The sequence below is a fragment of the Solibacillus sp. FSL K6-1523 genome (genome assembly GCF_038005225.1).
GTDB lineage: Bacteria > Bacillota > Bacilli > Bacillales_A > Planococcaceae > Solibacillus.
In genome coordinates this window covers 82,236-105,000 of the sequence record NZ_JBBOSU010000001.1, presented here as the reverse complement: position 1 = coordinate 105,000, position 22,765 = coordinate 82,236, and the positions used below count along the sequence as shown (strand labels likewise).

Below are 22,765 nucleotides of genomic sequence, written 5' to 3'. Positions count from 1 at the left end.
ACCTTACGGTTTTGCAGAGACCTGTGTTTTTGCTAAACAGTCGCCTGGGCCTATTCACTGCGGCTCTCATGCGCTTGCACGCTCAAGAGCACCCCTTCTCCCGAAGTTACGGGGTCATTTTGCCGAGTTCCTTAACGAGAGTTCTCTCGCACACCTTAGGATTCTCTCCTCGACTACCTGTGTCGGTTTGCGGTACGGGCACCTCTCACCTCGATAGAGGCTTTTCTTGGCAGTGTGAAATCAGGAACTTCGTCCATACGGACTCGTCATCACAGCTCAACGTATTAGTGTGCGGATTTGCCTACACACACGCCTTACTGCTTGAACAGAGACAACCAACGCTCTGCTTACCCTATCCTACTGCGTCCCCCCATTTCTCAAACGGTGAGGAGGTGGTACAGGAATATCAACCTGTTGTCCATCGCCTACGCCTATCGGCCTCGGCTTAGGTCCCGACTAACCCTGAGCGGACGAGCCTTCCTCAGGAAACCTTAGTCATACGGTGGACGGGATTCTCACCCGTCTTTCGCTACTCATACCGGCATTCTCACTTCTAAGCGCTCCACCAGTCCTTCCGGTCTGACTTCAACGCCCTTAGAACGCTCTCCTACCACGCATCCATACGGATGCATCCACAGCTTCGGTGAATCGTTTAGCCCCGATAAATTTTCGGCGCAGCGTCACTCGACCAGTGAGCTATTACGCACTCTTTAAATGATGGCTGCTTCTGAGCCAACATCCTGGTTGTCTAAGCAACGCCACATCCTTTTCCACTTAACGATTACTTTGGGACCTTAGCTGGTGGTCTGGGCTGTTTCCCTCTTGACTACGGATCTTATCACTCGCAGTCTGACTCCCGTGTATAAATATCTGGCATTCGGAGTTTGTCTGAATTCGGTAAAGCGAGATGCCCCCCTAGTCCAAACAGTGCTCTACCTCCAGTATTCTCAATCACGAGGCTAGCCCTAAAGCTATTTCGGAGAGAACCAGCTATCTCCAGGTTCGATTGGAATTTCTCCGCTACCCACACCTCATCCCCGCACTTTTCAACGTACGTGGGTTCGGGCCTCCAGTAAGTGTTACCTCACCTTCACCCTGGACATGGGTAGATCACCTGGTTTCGGGTCTACGACCACGTACTAATTCGCCCTATTCAGACTCGCTTTCGCTGCGGCTCCGTCTTATCAACTTAACCTCGCACGTAATCGTAACTCGCCGGTTCATTCTACAAAAGGCACGCTATCACCCATTAACGGGCTCTAACTACTTGTAGGCACACGGTTTCAGGATCTATTTCACTCCCCTTCCGGGGTGCTTTTCACCTTTCCCTCACGGTACTGGTTCACTATCGGTCACTAGGTAGTATTTAGCCTTGGGAGATGGTCCTCCCAGATTCCGACGGAATTTCACGTGTTCCGCCGTACTCAGGATACATTCAAGAGGGAATGAGGTTTCACTTACAGGGCTTTTACCTTCTATGGCGGGCCTTTCCAAGCCGCTTCAACTATCTCATTCTTTTGTAACTCCGTATAGAATGTCCTACAACCCCAAAGAGCAAGCTCTTTGGTTTGGGCTCTTCCCGTTTCGCTCGCCGCTACTCAGGGAATCGAATTTTCTTTCTGTTCCTGCAGGTACTTAGATGTTTCAGTTCTCTGCGTCTGTCCTCAACACGCTATGTATTCACGTGAAGATACTATGCGATTAAACATAGTGGGTTCCCCCATTCGGAAATCTCTGGATCAAAGCTTACTTACAGCTCCCCAAAGCATATCGGTGTTAGTGCCGTCCTTCATCGACTCCTAGTGCCAAGGCATCCACCGTGCGCCCTTATTAACTTAACCTACAGCTTCCAATACACGGCGTATTTCGTCGTCAGCTACTTTCGTTCTGTCAGTCACGTACATAGGTACGCTCCTTCCTTCACTCCATTGCTTCCTAGAACTACTTGTGTCTTGAAACCTTTAATTAGTTACTACTTATCCTATAAAAGATAAGATTTAAGAACTTGCACGATCAATTTCTTGATCATTTGTTTGTTTATTGCTTTCAATGTCGTTTTATCCAGTTTTCAAAGAACAAAGCAGCTGACTTCAATCACATCGTGAATGACTTCGCTGTTTTTGCTACATGAAGCTTTGCGACGTAAGCGCTAGCGTCAGGAGCAAGTATATATGAAGTGTTTCATCAAAAAGATGAACCTTCAAAACTGAACAGCAAACGTTAATGTTTCATTCCCGAAGGAATGATTCCGAAAATATCCTTAGAAAGGAGGTGATCCAGCCGCACCTTCCGATACGGCTACCTTGTTACGACTTCACCCCAATCATCTATCCCACCTTCGGCGGCTGGCTCCATAAAGGTTACCCCACCGACTTCGGGTGTTACAAACTCTCGTGGTGTGACGGGCGGTGTGTACAAGGCCCGGGAACGTATTCACCGCGGCATGCTGATCCGCGATTACTAGCGATTCCGGCTTCATGTAGGCGAGTTGCAGCCTACAATCCGAACTGAGAACGGTTTTATCGGATTAGCTCCCCCTCGCGGGTTGGCAACCGTTTGTACCGTCCATTGTAGCACGTGTGTAGCCCAGGTCATAAGGGGCATGATGATTTGACGTCATCCCCACCTTCCTCCGGTTTGTCACCGGCAGTCTCCTTAGAGTGCCCAACTAAATGATGGCAACTAAGAATAAGGGTTGCGCTCGTTGCGGGACTTAACCCAACATCTCACGACACGAGCTGACGACAACCATGCACCACCTGTCACCGTTGTCCCCGAAGGGAAAACTGTATCTCTACAGTGGTCAATGGGATGTCAAGACCTGGTAAGGTTCTTCGCGTTGCTTCGAATTAAACCACATGCTCCACCGCTTGTGCGGGCCCCCGTCAATTCCTTTGAGTTTCAGTCTTGCGACCGTACTCCCCAGGCGGAGTGCTTAATGCGTTAGCTGCAGCACTGAGGGGCGGAAACCCCCCAACACTTAGCACTCATCGTTTACGGCGTGGACTACCAGGGTATCTAATCCTGTTTGCTCCCCACGCTTTCGCGCCTCAGTGTCAGTTACAGACCAGATAGTCGCCTTCGCCACTGGTGTTCCTCCAAATCTCTACGCATTTCACCGCTACACTTGGAATTCCACTATCCTCTTCTGCACTCAAGTTTCCCAGTTTCCAATGACCCTCCACGGTTGAGCCGTGGGCTTTCACATCAGACTTAAGAAACCACCTGCGCGCGCTTTACGCCCAATAATTCCGGACAACGCTTGCCACCTACGTATTACCGCGGCTGCTGGCACGTAGTTAGCCGTGGCTTTCTAACAAGGTACCGTCAAGGTAGCGCCAGTTACTACGCTACTTGTTCTTCCCTTGCAACAGAGTTTTACGAACCGAAATCCTTCTTCACTCACGCGGCGTTGCTCCATCAGACTTTCGTCCATTGTGGAAGATTCCCTACTGCTGCCTCCCGTAGGAGTCTGGGCCGTGTCTCAGTCCCAGTGTGGCCGATCACCCTCTCAGGTCGGCTACGCATCGTTGCCTTGGTGAGCCGTTACCTCACCAACTAGCTAATGCGCCGCGGGCCCATCCTGTAGTGACAGCCGAAACCGTCTTTTAACATTCGAACATGAGTTCAAAAGTGTTATTCGGTATTAGCCCCGGTTTCCCGGAGTTATCCCAATCTACAGGGTAGGTTACCCACGTGTTACTCACCCGTCCGCCGCTAACTTTCAAAGGTGCAAGCACCAATGAAAGTCCGCTCGACTTGCATGTATTAGGCACGCCGCCAGCGTTCGTCCTGAGCCAGGATCAAACTCTCCATAAAAGTTAGTTTGAAAGCTCATTTGCTTTGCTAGCGTATCAACATAAAGTTGATATCTATAATTTGTTTAAGTTCATCACTTAAACGTTTAAATCATTAACGTTTGCTTGTTCAGTTTTCAAGGTTCATGTCGTTACCACTTTCGAAGTGACAACTTTTATATCTTAACACAGTTCAATGTGTCATGTCAATAACTTTTTTCGAGTTATTTTTTTGCCGTTTCCCAACAGCAACTTCCCTATCTTATCACCCTCACTCCGAAAAGTCAACTCTTTTTTAAAATAGCGTTGTTCATTTTCTTAGTGGATGCTCGTGCGCCTTGTTTTGGCGACGTCTAATAATTTAACACGATATCAGTTTCTACGCAATACTTTATATGATATTCAATTTAACTTTACAAAATAAACACATAAACGAGATTAAATATGCATTTCCGATTACGTTATTATTCAAACCTCCTTAAAAAACTATTATAACATGCACTTTCACACACGTTGTATTGAAACAAAGCCACAACACCAAATCCAGTATTACGGCTTGTTCATTGTTCTAGCTCTTGGCGAAGCGCTTGAATAACTTCTATTTTTGTTACTTTACGTGCAGGGCGCCATCCAAATAAGATTACAACAGCTAAGCTAATGCTACCTACAATAACCACTAGGCTAATAGGTATCATTGAAAACGCATTATCTAAAACTGATAATGTAAGATAGCACAATTGCTAATACGGTAAAGAACATATTCATTCGTCCTAATTGCTCGACCACTGAGACAATAGGATAATTCTCTTCTTTTAATTGTTCCAGCACAGGTATCACGTATTCTAATAAATCTACATAAATCGTTAAATCGGGGTACACCTGCATTCCTTCATATTAACGTCATAACTTTATTGTTCAAATAAATAGTTGCATCTTAACACCATTCATAGGAAGGTTCTTTCCAAATACCAACAATTTCAAACGTGCGCTGTTCAGCCATTGTCCCATCAAAAAAGCACAACCAATCGTTGTTGTTACCGTAGTTTATGTTTCTTCATATGTTGAAACACAAATTGGAGTTGGTAGCATTTGCGTAGCCCTCCCTTAATACACCGTCGGACATACGCAGTGTGCGATTAATAATAGAAGCAACTTCTTCATGAAGGTATTCTTAAGGTAGCGGCCAATACGAGGAAACATAAATATAAAAAAACACACAGACGAAACTGTCTATGTGTTCTTCTTGATATTTTATGCAATTAACGAACTTCTTCGATGATGACGCCATCACTCATTTTGATAATATTGTCAGTATACGTCAACATCTCTTCATCATGCGTTACCATTAATGTTGTGATGTTTAATTTCTTTGTCAATTCTTGAATTAAATGCATCACTTCTGCTGAACGTTTTGAATCAAGACTCGCAGTGGGTTCATCAGCAAATAAAATTTTCGGCTGATGAATAATCGCTCGAGCAATCGCAACACGTTGTTTTTCCCCACCAGATAATGATGCTGGGTACGCTGATTTACGATGATTCATTCCAACAAGCTCTAATACACGCGCCACTTCTTTCTGTTGGTCACGTTTATTATGTTTTGTTTCCGCAACATCTAGCATTAATTCAAGTTGCTCTTCTACCGTTAAAAACGGAACTAAATGCGCAAACTGAAAGACAAATCCAAATTCCTTAGCACGCATAGCACGCACTTGCTCTGCATTCATATCGGTTACAACTTGCCCGTTAAAGGTAATTTTCCCTTCCGTTGTCGGCTGTAATCCTGCTGCAATTGTTAACAACGTACTTTTCCCTGAACCAGATGCGCCGACAAGTGCTGTAATTTCGCCTTCTTTTAACGTTAAGTTAACACCTTTTAATATTTCTTCCTGTACTTCACCCGTTTTGAATGTTTTTCGGATTCCTTCTAATTGGAAAATCGTCATATTAAGCCTCTCCTTGTTGAATTGCTTGTAGTGGTTCAATATTTTTGATTTGTACACCTGATAATGTCGAGCCGATAAAGCCGATGACTAAAAATACACCTGAAAGTTGAAGCGTTGTCGCGAATGTTAAGGTAAATGGCATACCACTTGGCGCAAAAGCATTGAATAGCTGGCTAAGTGCAACTGACATAATCAATGCAATAGCTGTAATGACAAACATCTGCGTCCATATTAGTACGAATAAATTGCTCGTCTTTAATCCGATTGCTTTTAAAATACCGTAAAGGCCAATTTTTTGTACGTTCATCATATAGAAGAAAATCGCAAATAACATGCCGCTAATGACAACTAAAAACCACACGATCATATTTAATGAAAGTTGTTCTGCTTTATAACTAGAAATCGTATTTAAAAATTCCTTATTTGAAAAGCCTTCTAAGCCTGCATATTGTACAGAGTCATCACCATTTGGGACATATAGCAATTGCATTTCATTCACACGGTAGATTTCTTTGAAGTTTTCCATGTTAATGTACGCTACTGGCGAATGGCTAAATTTTTTCAAATCAACAAAACCTATTACTTTGAACTCACTAGAAAATTGATTATTCGTTAAAATATCACCCAATTGAATCCCTTTATCTTGTAATGATTTGTCTAATACAACTTCCCCTGCTTTTACGTTTTCAAAATGAGGCGATTCTGTCGAAGTGACAAACGCTACACCGTGCTGTTTGTCTGCCGCATCATTAACAAAGCCCATTTGAATTGAAAAAGCTGCTGCATCTTTTTGTTCATCAAGCACTTGTTGCTGGGATTCTTTAGTAATTCGCGACATATTAAGCGTTTGATCCGCGTCTTCATTCATATAAAATTGCCCTTTTGGTAAGTCCTTAATTAAAGCTGAGTTATCTTGTGATAAACCATTTGCAAGTCCTGATATCATAAACGTTAATAAACTAACTAAAAAAACGATTGATCCTAAAATTATAAACTTAGCTTTACTTTTTTTTATTTCCTTTAATGCTAATTTCATTTATTTGCCCTCCATTTATTTTCTATCCTTATCTTATAATGGCTATCTGAACTGAAGATGAACTTCCTTCAAATTAAATTAGTTACAATGCTGAAACTTTTTTATTCGCTCTTTCGTATAAAAGTTAGTTTACCATTTTGTTGAATAATTAGGAGGTTCTTTCATTGTCGGATTCATTTATTAACCCTGAACAGTTTGGTACGTTATTTCAAAGTGGAAGTTTTGAGGAGATTTACCGTTGCATGTCATCGGATTTTCAAGAATTCCTACCATTAGAAGAATTCATTACAGTCGCTTCTTCTTTTAATGAAGGCGTTCAATCTTATCAAGTGGAATTTAAAAAGGCGTTCCAAAGTTTGGATCAATACATTTGGGTAGACGATCAAAAAGAACGGGGCATTGCTGTCTCCTTCAATCAGTCGAATCAAATTCAAGGTTTATTAATAAAACCTTACATAACTTACCCCGACACGGATAACCAACTGACTAAAAATGCATATAGCATGCCTATATCGGGGGAATGGTTTGTTTTTTGGGGCGGGACCAATGAATTTATCAATTACCATTATGCTTATGAACATATGCGCTATGCATACGACCTTGTGAAAGTTCAAGATGGGATGTCTTTTAAAGGTGATCCTACACAAATAGAAAATTTCTATGCCTTTAATGAAGAGATTTCAGCCCCAGCAGATGGAAAAGTAATTAATTTGATCGATGGCTTAGTGGATCATACCCCTGGCGAAATGGATGCTGTAAATGCTGCCGGAAACTATGTTGTCATTGAACATGCTAATAAAGAATATAGTTTGTTAGCGCATTTAAAGAAGAACTCCATCCAAGTTGAAATAGGGGAACTTGTAAAGGAGGGGCAATGCATTGGAATGTGTGGGAATTCCGGAAACACCTCTGAACCGCATTTGCATTTCCAAGTGATGGATTCCCCTGATTTAAATAATGCGAAATCATTGCGCATTCGATTTAAGGACGGCGTTGAGCCGATTCAAGGGGATACGATTTCGAACACTCTCAGAGGATAACTTCAATAAATTAAAAGGTTTCAAATCTCCATCATTTAAATATACAAACACAAAAAACAGGAAAACCCGCGCATCATTTCACAAGGGTTTTCCTGTTTTAGTTTTTTAAAGTTTATTTCGATGTATGACGCATTGTTGGGAATAATAGTACGTCACGAATTGATGGTGAGTTTGTTAATAGCATGATTAAGCGGTCAATACCGATACCTAGTCCACCAGTTGGCGGCATACCGTATTCTAATGCTTCGATGAAATCATTGTCCATTTCATGCGCTTCATCATTACCCGCTTCTTTTTCAGCCATTTGTGCTTCAAAGCGTTCGCGTTGATCGATTGGGTCATTTAATTCTGTGAAGGCATTGGCATGCTCACGACGCACGATGAATAACTCAAAACGATCTGTAAAACGCTCGTCTTCCGGGTTTTTCTTCGCAAGTGGTGAAATTTCTACCGGATGGCCTGTAATGAATGTTGGTTGTACTAATGTTTCTTCTACTTTTTGCTCGAAGAATTCATTAATAATATGACCTACTTCAAATGTGTCTTTAATTTCAACACCGTGCTCTTTTGCATGTGCACGTGCTTCTTCCACTGTCATCGGTGCCCAGAAATCTACACCTGTCGCTTCTTTAACTGCATCAACCATATGTTGACGTTTCCAGCCTACTGCTAAGTCGATTGTATCTTCGCCGTATTGTACAGAAGTTGTACCTAATACTTCTTGTGCAACATGAGCAACTAAATTCTCCGTTAAGTCCATAATGTCATTATAATCCGCGTATGCTTCATATAATTCAATCATTGTAAACTCAGGATTGTGGCGTGTTGAAACACCTTCGTTACGGAATACACGGCCGATTTCGTATACTTTTTCTAAGCCACCAACGATTAAACGTTTTAAATGCAACTCGATTGCGATACGCATATACAATTCCATATCTAATGCATTATGGTGTGTAATAAACGGACGTGCCGCTGCACCACCAGCAATTGTGTGTAGCATTGGTGTTTCTACTTCTAAGAAACCTTGGTTATCTAAGTAGTTACGAATCGCACGGATAATTTTTGAACGTGCAATGAATGTTTCCTTGCTGTCTGCATTTGTCATTAAATCTAAATAACGTTGACGGTAGCGTTGTTCAATGTCTTGTAAGCCGTGAAATTTCTCAGGCATTGGACGTAATGCTTTTGTTAAGAAAATGAATTCTGTTGCTTTTACTGATAACTCGCCTACTTGTGTACGGAATACATCCCCTTTTACACCAACGATATCACCAAGATCTGCTTTATTGAAAAGTTCGTAAGCTTCATCGCCCACTGCATCTTTACGCACGTAAATTTGAATTTGACCTGCTAAATCTTGAAGGTGCGCAAATCCAGCTTTCCCTTTACCGCGCTTCGTCATAATACGCCCTGCGATTACAACTTCTTTTGGTTCTGCTTCTAATTGTTCTTTATCGAACTGATCGAACTCCGCTGTTACCTCTGTCGATAAATGCGTACGCTCAAAACGTCCACCGAATGGATCTAAACCGTTTTCACGAATATCTGTCATCTTTTGGCGACGAACCAAAAGCTGGTCGTTTAATTCTTCAATATTTGACACGTTTGTCACTCCTTAATTAGTTGTCCGCAGTCCGCGCGACACTTCTACAATATTTCTATTGTACCGTATTTCTGCCTTGCGTTCATCCATTTCGAATTAATTCACATCGTTTTCGAATTATTTTTTCTAAAAAAAGAAAAACACCACGTTTGTGATGTTTCCTAGCTGTTACATAATTTCCGTTTTTACTACTTCTGCTTCCATCGCTTCAAGTTCTTCCATTTGCGATACAACACCATTAATTAACGTCACTAATTCTAGCTTCGTTTCTGCTTGGTTAATGGCGTTACGGATTAGCCCGTTACCACGAATACCTTTTAAATACCATGCTGCATGGCTACGCATTTCGCGTACAGCTACTTTTTCACCTTTTAATTGCATTAAACGTTCAAAGTGAAGTAAGCATACATCCATTTTTTCACGTACACTCGGCTCTGGCTTTAACTCACCTGTTTCAAGATAGTGTACCGTTTGATAAATCATCCATGGGTTTCCAAGTGCCGCGCGACCAATCATCACACCATCTGCCCCTGTATGTTCTAAAATACGTTTCGCATCTTGTGGTGTTTCTACATCCCCATTTGCCATAAACGGAATACTAATATTTTCTTTTACTTCTTTTAAAATATCCCAGTTTGCTTTGCCTTCATACATTTGCACACGTGTACGACCATGCATCGCAATAGCTGAAGCACCGGCACGTTCAGCGGCTTGCGCATTTTCTACTGCAAATACACGCTGATCATCCCAGCCGATACGCATTTTCACTGAAACTGGTTTATCAACAGCATCTACTACTGCCGCTATCATTTCATAGATTTTATTCGGGTCTAATAAAAGCTTCGCACCCGCTTCACATTTGATAATTTTATTGACAGGGCAACCCATATTGATATCAATAATGTCTGCAGGTGTATTTTTATCTACATACTTAGCTGCTTGGACTAAGTTTTCTTTGTCTCCTCCAAAAATTTGGAGAGAGAGTGGATTTTCGCGCTCGTCTATATAAAGCATGCTCATCGTTTTTTCGTTGCGGAAGTTAATCGATTTATCACTAATCATTTCCGCATATACTAAGCCTGCGCCAAACTCTTTTACTGTTAATCGGAAAGCCGAGTTACAAATACCAGCCATTGGGGCAAGTACAACACGGTTATCCATGACATGTTTACCAATTTGGAATGGCTTTTCTTGTACGCTTGGTACGCTTGTCATTGTTGTTTCCTCCTGTACGGGTTTAAACCTTTATATCAATTTCCCATGAATTCCTCGATCGAATCAACCTTTTTCCAAAGTTTTACGCCTTCTTGTTCTATATTGAACGCTTGTAAAGTATGTGTTGCCTTTTCATGGACAATCCCATTACTCGGCGCAATTTCCTGTAAAGGCACTAATACAAATGCACGTTCATGCATTCTTGGATGCGGAATAATTAAGCTTTCCGTGTCGATATTCTCTTGATTATAGAGCAGAATGTCGAGGTCAATGATTCGAGGACCCCAACGTATTTCGCGAACTCGTCCTAGTTCATTTTCAATGGACTGGCAAATATCCAACATTTCCCGGGCAATTAATTTCGTTTCAATCGCTACCGCAATATTTAAAAAGTCCGCTTGCTCTGTATAGCCAACTGCTGCCGTTTCATAAATAGACGATACATGCTTCACTCGAACAGCGGAATGTTCCATTAAAGCTTGAACTGCCTGCTGCAAATTCTTTTCACGTTCTCCAATATTGGTACCAATCGATAAATACACCTCATTCATGAAAATGTACCTCGCACAATTTCCACTGCAACTTCCTTATAATGTCCTGGAATCGGTGGGTCCGGCTTAATCACTTCTACACGGCAACCGAAAATTTGCCCTTCATATTGCGTCAAAATGCGTGTAGCAATTGTTTCTGCTACCGCCTCAATTAGCTTGAATGGCTTGCCTTCCATGATCTCTTTGCAAATATCATAAACGCCTACATAGCTAACTGTATTTGTTAAGTCATCCGTTTCGCCTGCTTGCTTCATGTTTACCGCTAATGACACATTGGCACGGAATCGTTGACCAAGCACATTTTCTTCTGGCAATACACCATGATAGCCAAAAAACTGCATTTCTCTTAAATGAATATAATCCATGTTGTTACTCCTTAATGTCTTGGTGCTAATTCACCTTGGACAATATATTTTCCGACTAACGCATCCATCATTTTTACGGTACGCGCGACTTCCTTGACGTCATGAACACGCATCATATGACAGCCTTTTTGTACACCGTATGCACAAGTAGCAGCTGTCCCTTCCACACGTTCCTCCACAGGTAAATCTAATACCGTTCCAATCATGCGCTTACGAGATGTTGCAAGCAGCACCGGATAACCGAGTGCTACTAACTCATCAAGACGTTGCATCGTTTCAATACTTTCGCTCAAGTTTTTCACAAAACCGATACCCGGATCGAGTAAAATATGTTCATCTGGAACGCCAGCATTTTTAACAATCGCAATACTGTCTTCCATATCTGTCATAAATTCCAACCAATAGTTTGTATATGATGCTGTATTTCGATTGTGCATTAAAATAATTGGGATATTTAACTCAGCAGCGACATTTGCCATTTCTGGATCTGCCTTTGCTCCCCAAATATCATTGATCATATGCGCCCCGGCCTCAATTGCTGCACGCGCCACGGCGGATTTATATGTATCCACCGAAATAATTGCCGGTACTTCCTTCACAAGTGCTCGGATGACAGGTACAATGCGCGCAATTTCTTCTTCTTCTGAAATGCGTGTATAGCCAGGACGTGTTGATTCTCCACCAACATCAATGATTTTCGCTCCATCGGCTACCATCTTCTTTGCCTGCTTTAGCGCAGTGTCAACCGAATCATACTGTCCCCCATCTGAAAACGAATCAGGCGTCACATTTAAAATTCCCATCACAAATGTTTCTTTCGTATAATCCAGCTCAATATTATTTATAAGTAAGGGTGTTTTATATTTTTCTAACATTTATTTTCTCCCTAATCGATCGACAATATTTTGTAAGTAGACATTGTGTAATTTCCCATAAATTCGGCCTTCATTGCCTGCAAAGCGGGTATCACCAATATTTGAAATCGGCACAAGCTCCTGTACCGCTGTCGTAATAAAGCATTCATCCGCCTGTTCAAGCTCCAACTTAATAAAAGCACCTTCACGTACCGGGATTTCCATTTGTTGTGCTAATTCGAGTACGACTTTTCTCGTAATCCCAGGTAAAATGCCTGTTTCAATAGATGGCGTATACAGTATACCACCTTTCACCCAAAAAACATTTGAAGTGATTCCTTCAGCAATAATACCTTGATTCGTCGTAAAGAAGCCTTCAAATTCAGCTAAGCTTGGCAACTCCAACCTAGCTCTTACATTATTACCGTAGTGATGGCTTTTATAGCGGACTTCTTGCTCCGGACTATTGCGCGGCGTTTTTAGCCATACCGCTTGTTTTTCCGTGCCACGAGCTGCTACTTGCAATGGCTTACGGAAAACAATGACAGTCGGTTCCGCATATTCAGTCGGTGCTAGCCCAATACTATGTGGACCGGCAGAAACGTTTAACCGGAAATAGCCATCTTGTCCATCTTGGGCGTTTAATTGATGAATGATTTCTTCTAGCTCTGCCAATGTATAAGGAAACGCGATTCGGTATTCTTTTAACGCCTCTAATAAGCGATTCAAATGCGCTTGTAACAAAACAGCCTGTCCCTCATACGTGCGAAACGTTTCAAAAAAGCCAAGTCCATATAAAAAACCATGATCAAATGGTGATATTTTCATCTCTTGTTCTTCAATATAATGTCCATTCATCCAACAAAGCACAATCATTCCCCCTTAGCAGTACAGCTCGATAAATGTGCGTAGCAATTGTTTGCCATCTTCTGTCATGATCGATTCCGGATGATATTGCACCCCTTCAATCGGCCATTCTTTATGACGAAGGCCCATAATTTCTCCTTCTGCTGTCCACGCAGTTACTTCTAAACAATCTGGTAACGATTCACGCTCTACGATTAATGAATGATAACGTGTCGCCTGAAATGGATTGGCATTATTTTTATGTAAACCAATCCCGCTATGCATAACCGGAGAGGTTTTGCCGTGCATTAGGCGCTCTGCACGGATGACATTGCCACCAAATACTTGCGCAATTGCTTGATGCCCTAAACAAACGCCTAATATTGGCAGTTTACCCGCGAATTGTTCAATAATATTTAAGCTTTCTCCTGCCTCATTTGGTGTGCAAGGTCCTGGTGAGATAACAAGCATTTTTGGTGAAAGTGCATTGATCTCATCTACTGTAATTTCATCATTACGCTTTACAACGATTTCATAGCCAAACTCTCCTAAATATTGCACGATGTTATACGTAAATGAATCATAATTATCAATCATTAAAATCATTGTACTACCCCTTCCGCCATTGCTTTTGCTTGCCACATTGCTTTTGCTTTATTCATCGACTCAATGTATTCATTTTCTGGAATAGAATCAATGACAATTCCTGCGCCTGCTTGAATATAGGCCATACCGTCTTGAATAAATGCTGTGCGAATAACGATATTGAGCTCTAAATCGCCGTTATAGCCAAGCCAGCTGATCGAACCTGTATAAAGACCGCGACGAACAGGCTCCAATTCCTCAATAATTTCCATCGTGCGAATTTTTGGTGCACCTGTAATCGTGCCCCCTGGGAACATGGCACGAATGACATCCGCATTGGATTTCCCTTGCGCCATTTGTCCGCGTACATTGGAAACGATGTGCATGACATGCGAATAACGCTCGATAACCATAAACTCATTTACTTCCACCGTGCCGTATTGGCAGACGCGTCCTAAATCATTACGTTCTAAATCAACAAGCATGACATGTTCTGCTCGTTCTTTTTCGTTATCGATTAATTCATTAGCAAGTGCAATATCTTGTTCCTCTGAATTGCCGCGCGGACGTGTACCCGCTATCGGTCTTGTCGATAATTCCGTGCCGTCTCGTTTAATGAGTAATTCTGGAGAACCACTGACAACCGCAAAATCTGCACTTTCAATATACGCCATATACGGAGATGGGTTGAATGAACGTACGGCTTCATACATGACAATCGGCGCTGCGTTTAATCGCTTGCCTTGACGCACGGATAAATTTACTTGGAATACATCACCTTGTCCGATATATTCCTGTATTTTCTCAATCGCACGTTCAAAATTCTGTCCATCGAATGATACTTCGAGTGCACTTGCATCCTCGTTAATTTCAGTTGCATTTTCTTGTCCAAATAAACGTGTAGCTATTCCAAGCTGGGCTTCTTCTAGCCATTGTTGCTGCCACTGTTGCAAGTCGACTGTGCTATCCAGTCGTTTCATAATCGTCAGTTCATCTGTTTTCACATTATGTACGGCCCAATGATCAAATAAATAAAAATATACATCTGGAATTTGTAAATCATCCTCTGCAAGCTCTGGTAAAACCTCAATTGTTCGTGCATAATCATACGAAATAAAACCGATGGCACCACCTTGGAAATCTGGCAAGTGTGGAATGCGCTCTAATTTGTAGTTATGTATCAATTGCTCAAGCTGCGCTAACGGCTCACCTTGTTGTACTTCGACCGTCCCATCAAGCCATGCAATTTGCAATCCATCTTCCACTGATTTTGCTGTTGCAATTGGATTCCAAGCTGCAATAGAATAATTCCCCCCGCGTCCACTTTCTAAAAAAGCCTTTTCTTTGAGGTTCTTTGTTTGCTGTTGGAAACTATAGAAAAATTCATCCTTTGTCATGGAAAATACCTGATATTCTAGCTGTTGCATTTACCCGTTCGCCTCTTCTCTTATTGTTTTCTTTATTAAACTTGATAATACTACGAAAATCCAATGATACGCGGAAATTTTTATACGGTAATGTTCTAAAGGGTAAAACTTTTATGCAAATGCTCTTATATCGCCCTATTTTCCCCACATAAAAAAGCACAGCGTCATTTTCGCCATGCTTTTGTACTGCAATACATTCAATTAGTCTTCAAATTGATACAAAGGTGTTGATAAATAACGCTCACCGTTTGATGGAATGATTGCTAAAACATTTTTCCCTTTACCTAAACGCTTTGCTGTTTCAATTGCTGCATAAATCGCTGCACCCGAAGAAATCCCTGCTAAAATCCCTTCTTCACGCGCTACTTTACGTGCATATTCAAATGCTGTTTCATTTTCCACTGTAAATACGGATGTATAAACGTTTGTATCTAGTACTTCTGGAATAAATCCTGCACCAATCCCTTGAATTTTATGTGGACCTGGATTACCACCAGATAAAATCGGTGAATCTTTTGGCTCCACTGCAATAATTTCGATTCCAGGGAATTTCGATTTTAAAACTTCACCTGCGCCCGTAATCGTACCACCCGTACCGATACCAGCTACAAATGCATCCAATTGTAAACCATCCGCCTCAAATGCTTCTGCAATTTCAGGACCTGTTGTTAAACGGTGAATTTCTGCATTGGCAGCATTTTTAAATTGCTGTGGTAAGAAATAGCCTTCTGATGCAGATAATTCTTCCGCCTTTGCAATGGCACCTTTCATGCCTTCTGGACCAGGTGTTAATACTAAATCCGCACCATATGCACGCAATAAATTACGGCGCTCTAATGACATTGTTTCCGGCATTACTAAAATTGCTTTATAGCCTTTTGCTGCTGCAATCATCGCTAAACCGATTCCTGTATTACCTGACGTTGGCTCAATAATTGTGCCACCTGGTTTTAATGTACCATCCTTTTCAGCCGCTTCAATCATCGCCAGTGCAAGACGATCTTTCACTGAAGAACCTGGATTAAAGTATTCCAACTTTACATAAACTGTTCCCTCATTTTCATTTGTTGCATTATTTAACTTGACGATTGGTGTACGACCTACTAAATCCGCCACTGAATTTGCTAATTTGCTCATAGTATCCATTCCCCTCTTAATCCCTACAAAATTGATAGGTTTTCCTTAATTCGTATTTTATCAACTTTTACTAGACATTGTCAATTGTTTCCTTTGATTTATTTATCGAATTTTCTAACTACTATTGCTACCTATATCCAATCACAGTTAAAAGTACGCAAAAAAAGCGATTTACCATATGAATCATATCGTAAATCACCTTTAGATTATTTTTTCGATTCTCCGTAAAACCAAGTCGCTTCAAATGTAGTCCAAAATGCTTCAGGTGTAATAGACGGCGATAATTGCTCCAAGGCAATTTGGCGCTTTACATGCTGTTCTACATCTTCATAAGAGAATGATTTTCCTTCTAGCACTTCTGCGACATACGCAATCGCATAACGACCATCACTTAACACAAATGGCTTCGATGTTTCATTTGCTTTTAGTTTTTGAACGGCTGTTGAAATCGCCTTTTCGGTTGTAGATTGCCCTTCTGTAATAAAGCCCATATCCCCACCAAGACTGGCCGATGCCGCGTCAATGGAATGCTCACGTGCTAACACGGCAAAATCCGATCCATTTTTTAATTCCTTTTCGACACGTTCAGCATCTTCCTTTGTATTGACAATAATAATGCTCGTTCGATACGTCGTTGAAATATTATAAAGAGATTTATTGTCCTCATAATATTTCTCACTTGCTTTATTTTTTACAACAACATCGTATGTTAATACTTTTTCTAATAACAGCTGTGCTCGTATTTTTTGACGCAATTGCTCTGTCGATAAGCTATGTATTGATGAATCATTTGCATCCCGCGCAGATCGTAGCAAAGCAATTTCTAAATCAATCTCTTGATCGGTTACATCAATTTCATACTTTTTTGCAGCCTTCTCCATAACTGCTTCATTTACTAAGTCTTGCAAAGTTTCCTTTCCGTAACGGCTTTCCATTTCTGCAAGCCACTGTTGGCGCGTAATGACCTCCCCATCAACGGCAGCCACTTGCTCGCTGCCGCCTTTCGGTGTGGTTCCCTCAGACGGGAGTAACCATAACACAAACCAAAATAAATTTCCGATTAATAAAATTAACAATAAAACTAACGTCGGTTTCGCCTTTAAGCGTCGTTGTAAGAACGGTATATTTTGCGGTGTTTGTGGTGTAGTTTGGTGTAAATTACGATTGGATTTCATTCACAAATCCTTCAAGTTCTTCTCGGCTGAAGTGATATTTTTCTAAACAGAAATGACATTCCGCCTCTGCTTGGCCATCTTCAACAATCATTTCTTCAATTTCCTTCACACCTAAACCAAGTATAGCCGCACCAAAACGCTCTTTTGAACACTGACACTGGAACTGAACTGGCATTGACGATAATATTTGAACATTTTCTTTACCTAATACCGCTTCTAAAATCTGCTCTGGTGTATATCCTTTTTCAATCATTTTTGACACTGGTTCAATCGACGAAATACGCTTTTCAATCGCATCAATTGTTTCATCTTCACAACCTGGCATTAATTGAATGATAAAGCCACCAGCTGCTAAAATCGTGTTATCTGGGTTCACTAATACGCCTAAACCTACAGATGAAGGAGTTTGCTCTGATGTTGCAAAGTAGTACGTAAAGTCTTCCCCAATTTCTCCTGATACGATAGGTGTTTGACCCGAGAACATATCTCGTAAACCTAAATCTTTCACGACTGTTAATGTTCCCTCTGTCCCAACGCCAGCACGTACATCTAATTTACCTTGCTCGTTTAAATCAAAATGCACATGTGGATTTGTTACGAAGCCACGTACATCCCCTTTTGCATCTGCATCGATAATGATTGGACCAATTGGACCGTTCCCCTCGACTTTTACGGTAATTTTATCATCACCTTTTAACATAGCGCCCATCATAACAGAAGCTGTCATTGATCGACCGAGTGCTGCGGATACAATCGGCCATGTATTATGACGCTTTTGTGCCTCGCTCACCGTTTCTGTTGTCTTTGTTGCAAATGCACGTACTTGTCCGTCAAATGCAATTGCTCTTACTAAGTAGTCTTTCATGTTGAAAATTCCTCTTCTCTATTGATTTCTTTTATAAATAATATGCAAACCTTTTAACGTTAAAAAAGTGTCGACTACATCAATCATTTGCGTTTCACTTGCAATAAGTTTCGCTAATCCACCTGTTGCAATGACTAGCGGTTCTTCCTTACTTTGCATTTTCATCCGATTTACAATGCCCTCAACTTGCCCAATAAAACCATAGAACACGCCAGCTTGCATAGCAGCAATCGTATTTTTGCCAATTATTTGCGGTGTTCGCGCAATTTCTATCCGTGGAAGCTTTGATGCCCGTGTATATAAAGCCTCAGTTGAAATCGTTATACCTGGTGCAATTGCGCCTCCCATATAATCACCGCGTTCATTTAAATAGCAATAGGTGATGGCCGTCCCAAAATCGACAATGATTAATGGCTTCCCTGCGTATTCAGCCAATGCTGCGACCGCATTCACAATACGATCGGCACCTACTTCTCGCGGGTTTTCATATTTAATATTGAGCCCCGTTTTTACACCTGGTCCTACCACTAATGGCTGAACCGAGAAGTACTTTTTACACATTGCCTCTAACGCAAACATGATAGGTGGTACAACTGAGGATATAATAATTCCAGTAATTTGTTCAAATATAATGCCTTCATGCGTGAAAAATGCCTTAATTTGCATCGCATACTCGTCTTCTGTTTTTCTTGTGTCCGTTTCCATTCGCCAGTGATAAATTAGCTTATCATTTTTATATACCCCTAGAATGATATTAGAATTGCCAGCATCCATTACTAAATTCACGCACATTACCTACTTTTCACATGTCTTGAAAAAAATCATACCACATTTAAATGAATTATTTATAGTGTTTCGTTGATTTCTACGTATCAAAATAGGCTTCCTATAGCTCATAAGTTTCCGTTTAGACCTTTTGTTAAAATGAAGCTTGTACTTTCGCCAAACTCAATACGCGATGAGTAAAATGCCTTCTCTATATTTACGAACTAATTTAAATCAGCTCCATTATATTACTTTCTCCTACTTCCGTTTATCGCTATTTTGCTTTAATTTTTCTAATAGCGTATATAGCATTTGTAAATCTTGCTCAGAAAATTCGTTTGTTAAATTCTTGAAGTAGTCATTTTTATCATCCTGACAGTGAACTAATCGCGCCCGTCCTTCCTCAGTCAAACTTACAAGCATCTCTCGGTTATTATCCGTATTTCGACTCCTCATAACGAAGTGTTCTTCTTCTAATAATTTTAAATGTCTCGTAATGGCGGCTTGATCTATTTCGATAGCTTGCTTTAACACTTGTTGCGAAACTGTTCCGCCATCAAGTAGCGTGCAAAGCAGTTCATAACGCGTCATACTAATATCCGTCTGCTTTTCAAACTGCATTGTCACTTGGCGGTCAATTGATTTCATTAACAAGATGATTTGCTTCATTTGTTCCATGCTCGTCATAAAATCCTCCTTTACATGACTAGTCAACTGTTGACTGGTCAATTATATAGTTGCCTCTTTCCTTACACAAGTATTTTGAATCAGAATTAGATGTAAAAAAACTGATTCCCCCTTTTTTCAAAGAGAGAATCAGTTTTATAAAATATTATTTACGATCTTCATCAATGCCTTGTGGGCGTTCTGCCGGGGCATCTTTCGTTAAATCTGCAACTGTTGGATTTGTTTCTTGACCGACAACCTCTTCATTAATCGTAGCTGAACCCGCCTTTTCTAATGTTGGCATTGTCTCTACTTTTATTACTTGAGATGTCGATTCTTCTTCTGCAGTAACTTCTTCTGGTGGAAGTGTACCGTTATCACGTAAATGTTCAATTTCTTGCGCATTCAACGTTTCTTTTGTCATTAACGTGTTAGCAATTAAGTCTAGCAATTCACGCTTTTCTGTTAAGATTCGTTTCGTACGTGCATATTGATTATCCACGATATTTTGAATTTCTTTATCAATTTCATAAGCAATCGAATCAGAATAGTTTTGGTCTGAACCGAAGTCACGACCTAAAAACGGATTACCACCTTGGCTTGAACCATATTGAACTGCACCAAGATGATCACTCATTCCATACTCAGTAACCATCGCGCGTGCAATGCTCGTTACTTTTTGGAAGTCGTTATGCGCACCTGTTGAAACTTCGCCAAGTACGATTTCTTCTGCTACGCGTCCACCAAGTAGACCCGCAATACGATCAAGTAATTCTTGCTTCGTCGTGAAGAAACGCTCTTCCTTCGGTAACATAATCGCATAACCACCTGCTTGACCACGAGGTACGATTGTTACTTTATGAACTGTATCTGCTTCGTCTAATTCTAAACCAACAACAACGTGACCTGCTTCGTGGAACGCCACCAGTTTTTTCTCTTTGGCAGAGTAAACACGGCTTGCTTTCGCAGGACCGGCAATGACGCGGTCTGATGCTTCATCAATATCGGCCATATTAATTGTTTTCTTATTTTTACGAGCTGCAACAAGTGCACCTTCGTTTAATAAGTTTTCTAAATCCGCACCTGAGAATCCTGGTGTACGCTGTGCTACTGCAGCAAGGTCAACCGTATCTGCAAGTGGTTTGTTACGTGCGTGAACTTTAAGGATTGCTTCACGACCTTTTACATCTGGGTGCCCTACTGTAATTTGGCGGTCAAAACGACCTGGACGTAATAATGCTTTATCTAGGATGTCTGGACGGTTTGTCGCAGCGATAATAATAATCCCTTCGTTCGCACCGAAGCCATCCATCTCAACTAGTAATTGGTTTAATGTTTGTTCACGCTCATCGTGACCACCACCAAGACCAGCACCACGTTGACGACCAACTGCATCAATCTCATCAATGAAAATGATACATGGGGCATTTTTCTTCGCATTTTCGAATAAGTCACGTACACGAGATGCACCGACACCGACGAACATTTCAACGAAGTCAGAACCTGAAATCGAGAAGAATGGAACGCCTGCTTCACCAGCTACTGCACGTGCAAGTAATGTTTTACCCGTACCTGGAGGACCTACAAGTAGGATACCTTTAGGAATTCGCGCACCAATTTCGGTGAACTTACGGTGATCTTTTAAGAAATCTACTACTTCAACTAGCTCTGCTTTTTCTTCATCAGCACCTGCTACATCAGTAAAACGCACTTTTTTCTTCTGGTCATCATAAAGTTTAGCTTTTGATTTACCGAAGTTCATTACTTTATTACCGCCACCTTGAGATTGGCTCAATAGGAAGAAGAATAAAATAATAATGATGACAAACGGAATCATGCTCGTAATAAATGTTACGAAGCCGCTTGTTTGTGGCGCTTCTTTAACAATTACATCTGGGTAATCTTTCTCAATTTGCATGATGCTCTTAATTGACTCTGTGTCATTTTCAAGGATGTTAACTGTGAAAGTTTCACCCTCTTCAGCACCTTTTAACTGTCCAACTACCTTATACACTTTATTGTCCGGTTGAACTGTTATCGATTCAACCTTTTTGCTATCTAAAGCCTCGAAAAATTCGTAAAAATTCATTTCTTCAGTTGTCTTTTTACCACCATTAAATGTGCCAAAAATCCCGATAATCACGAGAAATATTAGTAAATAAAATATGGTGTATCGAAATATTCGATTCATCCCCAGCCTCCTCACAACATTACAGAAAAACTATAAGTAAAATCTTAACATACGTTGAAATTTTCATACAATGAAAAGCATCAATTATTTTTAACAGTTGAGCGAATTATGACGAATTATGCTCATTTTCAAAATTAGAACGAGTATACTTCACGCTTTAAAAGACCAATATACGGTAAGTTACGGTATTTCTCCGCGTAATCTAAACCATATCCAACGACAAAACCATCTGGGACTTCAAACCCAACAACATCGGCATACAAAGGTACTTTACGACCCGAAGGCTTATCCAGTAATGTAATAATTTTAATTGATTTTGCTTTACGATATTTAAATAAATCCACTAAATAGCTTAAAGTTAAACCGCTGTCGATAATGTCTTCAATAATTAGGACATCGCGACCTTCTACACTCGTATTTAAATCCTTCACGATTTTTACTTCACCAGAAGATACCGTTGCATTTCCATAGCTTGTTACATCCATGAAATCTAATTCTACATAAGAATCAAAACGTTTCATTAAATCGGTCATAAAAGGCATAGCTCCTTTTAAAACACCAACGGCAAGTGGAAATTTATTTGTGTATTCTTCTGTTAGTTGCGCACCCAGTTCTTTAATACGCTCTTGAATTTGTTCCTCTGTAATTACAACTTTTTCAATATCATTTTGAATCATAAGTAGATTCCTCCTTTAATT

20 protein-coding genes and 2 rRNA genes (1 of these 22 running past the window's edge) are annotated in these 22,765 nt (G+C 40.8%); 1 reads left to right on the top strand and 21 read right to left on the bottom strand.

The genetic code is table 11. The features are described 5' to 3' along the window. The 6 genes from MHI10_RS00510 to MHI10_RS00485 form a co-directional block, all read right to left on the bottom strand. Nucleotides 1-1,841 (bottom strand): 23S ribosomal RNA (locus tag MHI10_RS00510) (it extends 1,086 nt beyond the left edge of the window). A 423-nt stretch (nucleotides 1,842-2,264) separates the two neighbouring features. Beyond that, nucleotides 2,265-3,819, bottom strand: a 16S ribosomal RNA gene (locus tag MHI10_RS00505). Together the 16S and 23S rRNA genes form the textbook arrangement of a ribosomal RNA operon. A 538-nt stretch (nucleotides 3,820-4,357) precedes the next feature. Further along, nucleotides 4,358-4,492, bottom strand: a complete 135-nt coding sequence (locus MHI10_RS00500; protein ID WP_340782033.1) for a hypothetical protein — start codon at nucleotides 4,490-4,492, stop codon at nucleotides 4,358-4,360. Between the two features lie 10 nt (nucleotides 4,493-4,502). After that, nucleotides 4,503-4,676, bottom strand: a complete 174-nt coding sequence (locus MHI10_RS00495) for a hypothetical protein (RefSeq protein ID WP_340782031.1) — start codon at nucleotides 4,674-4,676, stop codon at nucleotides 4,503-4,505. A gap of 380 nt (nucleotides 4,677-5,056) precedes the next feature. After that, nucleotides 5,057-5,743 carry an ABC transporter ATP-binding protein gene (locus MHI10_RS00490; protein WP_340782028.1) on the bottom strand — a complete coding sequence of 229 codons (687 nt, stop codon included), beginning with the start codon at nucleotides 5,741-5,743 and terminating at the stop codon, nucleotides 5,057-5,059. Nucleotide 5,744: 1 nt separating this feature from the next. Then, nucleotides 5,745-6,779 (bottom strand): ABC transporter permease, encoded by a 1,035-nt coding sequence (locus tag MHI10_RS00485; RefSeq protein ID WP_340782027.1) that lies wholly within the window; start codon nucleotides 6,777-6,779, stop codon nucleotides 5,745-5,747. A 164-nt stretch (nucleotides 6,780-6,943) separates the two neighbouring features. Here MHI10_RS00485 and MHI10_RS00480 point away from each other — a divergent pair, with 164 nt between their 5' ends. After that, nucleotides 6,944-7,819, top strand: coding sequence for a M23 family metallopeptidase (locus MHI10_RS00480; protein ID WP_340782025.1), 876 nt, complete (start codon nucleotides 6,944-6,946; stop codon nucleotides 7,817-7,819). A 112-nt stretch (nucleotides 7,820-7,931) separates the two neighbouring features. On the opposite strand, the gene lysS is transcribed toward MHI10_RS00480, so the two are convergent. The 15 genes from lysS to hpt form a co-directional block, all read right to left on the bottom strand. Then, a complete protein-coding gene (gene lysS / locus MHI10_RS00475; RefSeq protein WP_340782023.1) occupies nucleotides 7,932-9,434 on the bottom strand; it encodes a lysine--tRNA ligase in 1,503 nt (500 codons plus the stop codon). A gap of 159 nt (nucleotides 9,435-9,593) precedes the next feature. Beyond that, nucleotides 9,594-10,640: a tRNA dihydrouridine synthase DusB gene (gene dusB, locus MHI10_RS00470; RefSeq protein WP_340782021.1), complete on the bottom strand. Its 1,047-nt coding sequence runs from the start codon at nucleotides 10,638-10,640 to the stop codon at nucleotides 9,594-9,596. 35 nt (nucleotides 10,641-10,675) lie between these two features. Beyond that, the gene (folK, locus tag MHI10_RS00465) at nucleotides 10,676-11,191 is read right to left on the bottom strand and encodes a 2-amino-4-hydroxy-6-hydroxymethyldihydropteridine diphosphokinase (RefSeq protein WP_340782019.1); all 516 of its coding nucleotides are present in this window, start codon (nucleotides 11,189-11,191) and stop codon (nucleotides 10,676-10,678) included. Then, on the bottom strand, nucleotides 11,188-11,556 hold the full coding sequence (gene folB / locus MHI10_RS00460; RefSeq protein WP_340782017.1) for a dihydroneopterin aldolase: 369 nt from the start codon (nucleotides 11,554-11,556) through the stop codon (nucleotides 11,188-11,190). The genes folK and folB overlap by 4 nt, the downstream gene beginning before the upstream one ends. 11 nt (nucleotides 11,557-11,567) lie before the next feature. Beyond that, complete coding sequence (folP, locus tag MHI10_RS00455; protein ID WP_340782015.1) at nucleotides 11,568-12,431, bottom strand: dihydropteroate synthase; 864 nt, start codon at nucleotides 12,429-12,431, stop codon at nucleotides 11,568-11,570. Further along, nucleotides 12,432-13,280, bottom strand: a complete 849-nt coding sequence (pabC, locus tag MHI10_RS00450; protein WP_340782014.1) for an aminodeoxychorismate lyase — start codon at nucleotides 13,278-13,280, stop codon at nucleotides 12,432-12,434. Nucleotides 13,281-13,292: 12 nt separating this feature from the next. Then, entirely contained in the window at nucleotides 13,293-13,862 is a 570-nt protein-coding gene (pabA, locus tag MHI10_RS00445) for an aminodeoxychorismate/anthranilate synthase component II (protein WP_340782012.1), read from the bottom strand. After that, on the bottom strand, nucleotides 13,859-15,268 hold the full coding sequence (locus tag MHI10_RS00440; protein ID WP_340782010.1) for an anthranilate synthase component I family protein: 1,410 nt from the start codon (nucleotides 15,266-15,268) through the stop codon (nucleotides 13,859-13,861). The genes pabA and MHI10_RS00440 overlap by 4 nt, the downstream gene beginning before the upstream one ends. A gap of 201 nt (nucleotides 15,269-15,469) precedes the next feature. Continuing rightward, entirely contained in the window at nucleotides 15,470-16,405 is a 936-nt protein-coding gene (gene cysK, locus MHI10_RS00435) for a cysteine synthase A (protein ID WP_340782009.1), read from the bottom strand. A 206-nt stretch (nucleotides 16,406-16,611) separates the two neighbouring features. Continuing rightward, the gene (locus MHI10_RS00430; RefSeq protein ID WP_340782008.1) at nucleotides 16,612-17,580 is read right to left on the bottom strand and encodes a peptidyl-prolyl cis-trans isomerase; all 969 of its coding nucleotides are present in this window, start codon (nucleotides 17,578-17,580) and stop codon (nucleotides 16,612-16,614) included. Next, on the bottom strand, nucleotides 17,564-18,445 hold the full coding sequence (gene hslO, locus MHI10_RS00425; protein ID WP_340782006.1) for an Hsp33 family molecular chaperone HslO: 882 nt from the start codon (nucleotides 18,443-18,445) through the stop codon (nucleotides 17,564-17,566). The genes MHI10_RS00430 and hslO overlap by 17 nt, the downstream gene beginning before the upstream one ends. A gap of 18 nt (nucleotides 18,446-18,463) precedes the next feature. Beyond that, entirely contained in the window at nucleotides 18,464-19,231 is a 768-nt protein-coding gene (locus MHI10_RS00420) for a type III pantothenate kinase (RefSeq protein WP_340782005.1), read from the bottom strand. A 237-nt stretch (nucleotides 19,232-19,468) separates the two neighbouring features. Next, nucleotides 19,469-19,897, bottom strand: coding sequence for a MarR family winged helix-turn-helix transcriptional regulator (locus MHI10_RS00415; protein ID WP_340782003.1), 429 nt, complete (start codon nucleotides 19,895-19,897; stop codon nucleotides 19,469-19,471). A 145-nt stretch (nucleotides 19,898-20,042) separates the two neighbouring features. Then, nucleotides 20,043-22,067 carry an ATP-dependent zinc metalloprotease FtsH gene (gene ftsH, locus MHI10_RS00410; RefSeq protein WP_340782001.1) on the bottom strand — a complete coding sequence of 675 codons (2,025 nt, stop codon included), beginning with the start codon at nucleotides 22,065-22,067 and terminating at the stop codon, nucleotides 20,043-20,045. 134 nt (nucleotides 22,068-22,201) lie between these two features. Then, a complete protein-coding gene (gene hpt, locus MHI10_RS00405; protein WP_340782000.1) occupies nucleotides 22,202-22,744 on the bottom strand; it encodes a hypoxanthine phosphoribosyltransferase in 543 nt (180 codons plus the stop codon). Nucleotides 22,745-22,765 lie beyond the last annotated feature (21 nt).

Excerpts from the sequence above, each read along its gene's own strand:
- cysK (WP_340782009.1), bottom strand. The coding sequence starts at position 16,405 with ATGAGCAAATTAGCAAATTCAGTGGCGGATTTAGTAGGTCGTACACCA.
- dusB (WP_340782021.1), bottom strand. The coding sequence starts at position 10,640 with ATGACAAGCGTACCAAGCGTACAAGAAAAGCCATTCCAAATTGGTAAA.
- hslO (WP_340782006.1), bottom strand. The coding sequence starts at position 18,445 with ATGAAAGACTACTTAGTAAGAGCAATTGCATTTGACGGACAAGTACGT.
- pabA (WP_340782012.1), bottom strand. The coding sequence starts at position 13,862 with ATGATTTTAATGATTGATAATTATGATTCATTTACGTATAACATCGTG.
- MHI10_RS00415 (WP_340782003.1), bottom strand. The coding sequence starts at position 19,897 with ATGACGAGCATGGAACAAATGAAGCAAATCATCTTGTTAATGAAATCA.
- folP (WP_340782015.1), bottom strand. The coding sequence starts at position 12,431 with ATGTTAGAAAAATATAAAACACCCTTACTTATAAATAATATTGAGCTG.
- MHI10_RS00430 (WP_340782008.1), bottom strand. The coding sequence starts at position 17,580 with ATGAAATCCAATCGTAATTTACACCAAACTACACCACAAACACCGCAA.
- MHI10_RS00440 (WP_340782010.1), bottom strand. The coding sequence starts at position 15,268 with ATGCAACAGCTAGAATATCAGGTATTTTCCATGACAAAGGATGAATTT.
- folK (WP_340782019.1), bottom strand. The coding sequence starts at position 11,191 with ATGAATGAGGTGTATTTATCGATTGGTACCAATATTGGAGAACGTGAA.
- MHI10_RS00485 (WP_340782027.1), bottom strand. The coding sequence starts at position 6,779 with ATGAAATTAGCATTAAAGGAAATAAAAAAAAGTAAAGCTAAGTTTATA.
- MHI10_RS00490 (WP_340782028.1), bottom strand. The coding sequence starts at position 5,743 with ATGACGATTTTCCAATTAGAAGGAATCCGAAAAACATTCAAAACGGGT.
- ftsH (WP_340782001.1), bottom strand. The coding sequence starts at position 22,067 with ATGAATCGAATATTTCGATACACCATATTTTATTTACTAATATTTCTC.
- folB (WP_340782017.1), bottom strand. The coding sequence starts at position 11,556 with ATGGATTATATTCATTTAAGAGAAATGCAGTTTTTTGGCTATCATGGT.
- MHI10_RS00500 (WP_340782033.1), bottom strand. The coding sequence starts at position 4,492 with ATGATACCTATTAGCCTAGTGGTTATTGTAGGTAGCATTAGCTTAGCT.
- hpt (WP_340782000.1), bottom strand. The coding sequence starts at position 22,744 with ATGATTCAAAATGATATTGAAAAAGTTGTAATTACAGAGGAACAAATT.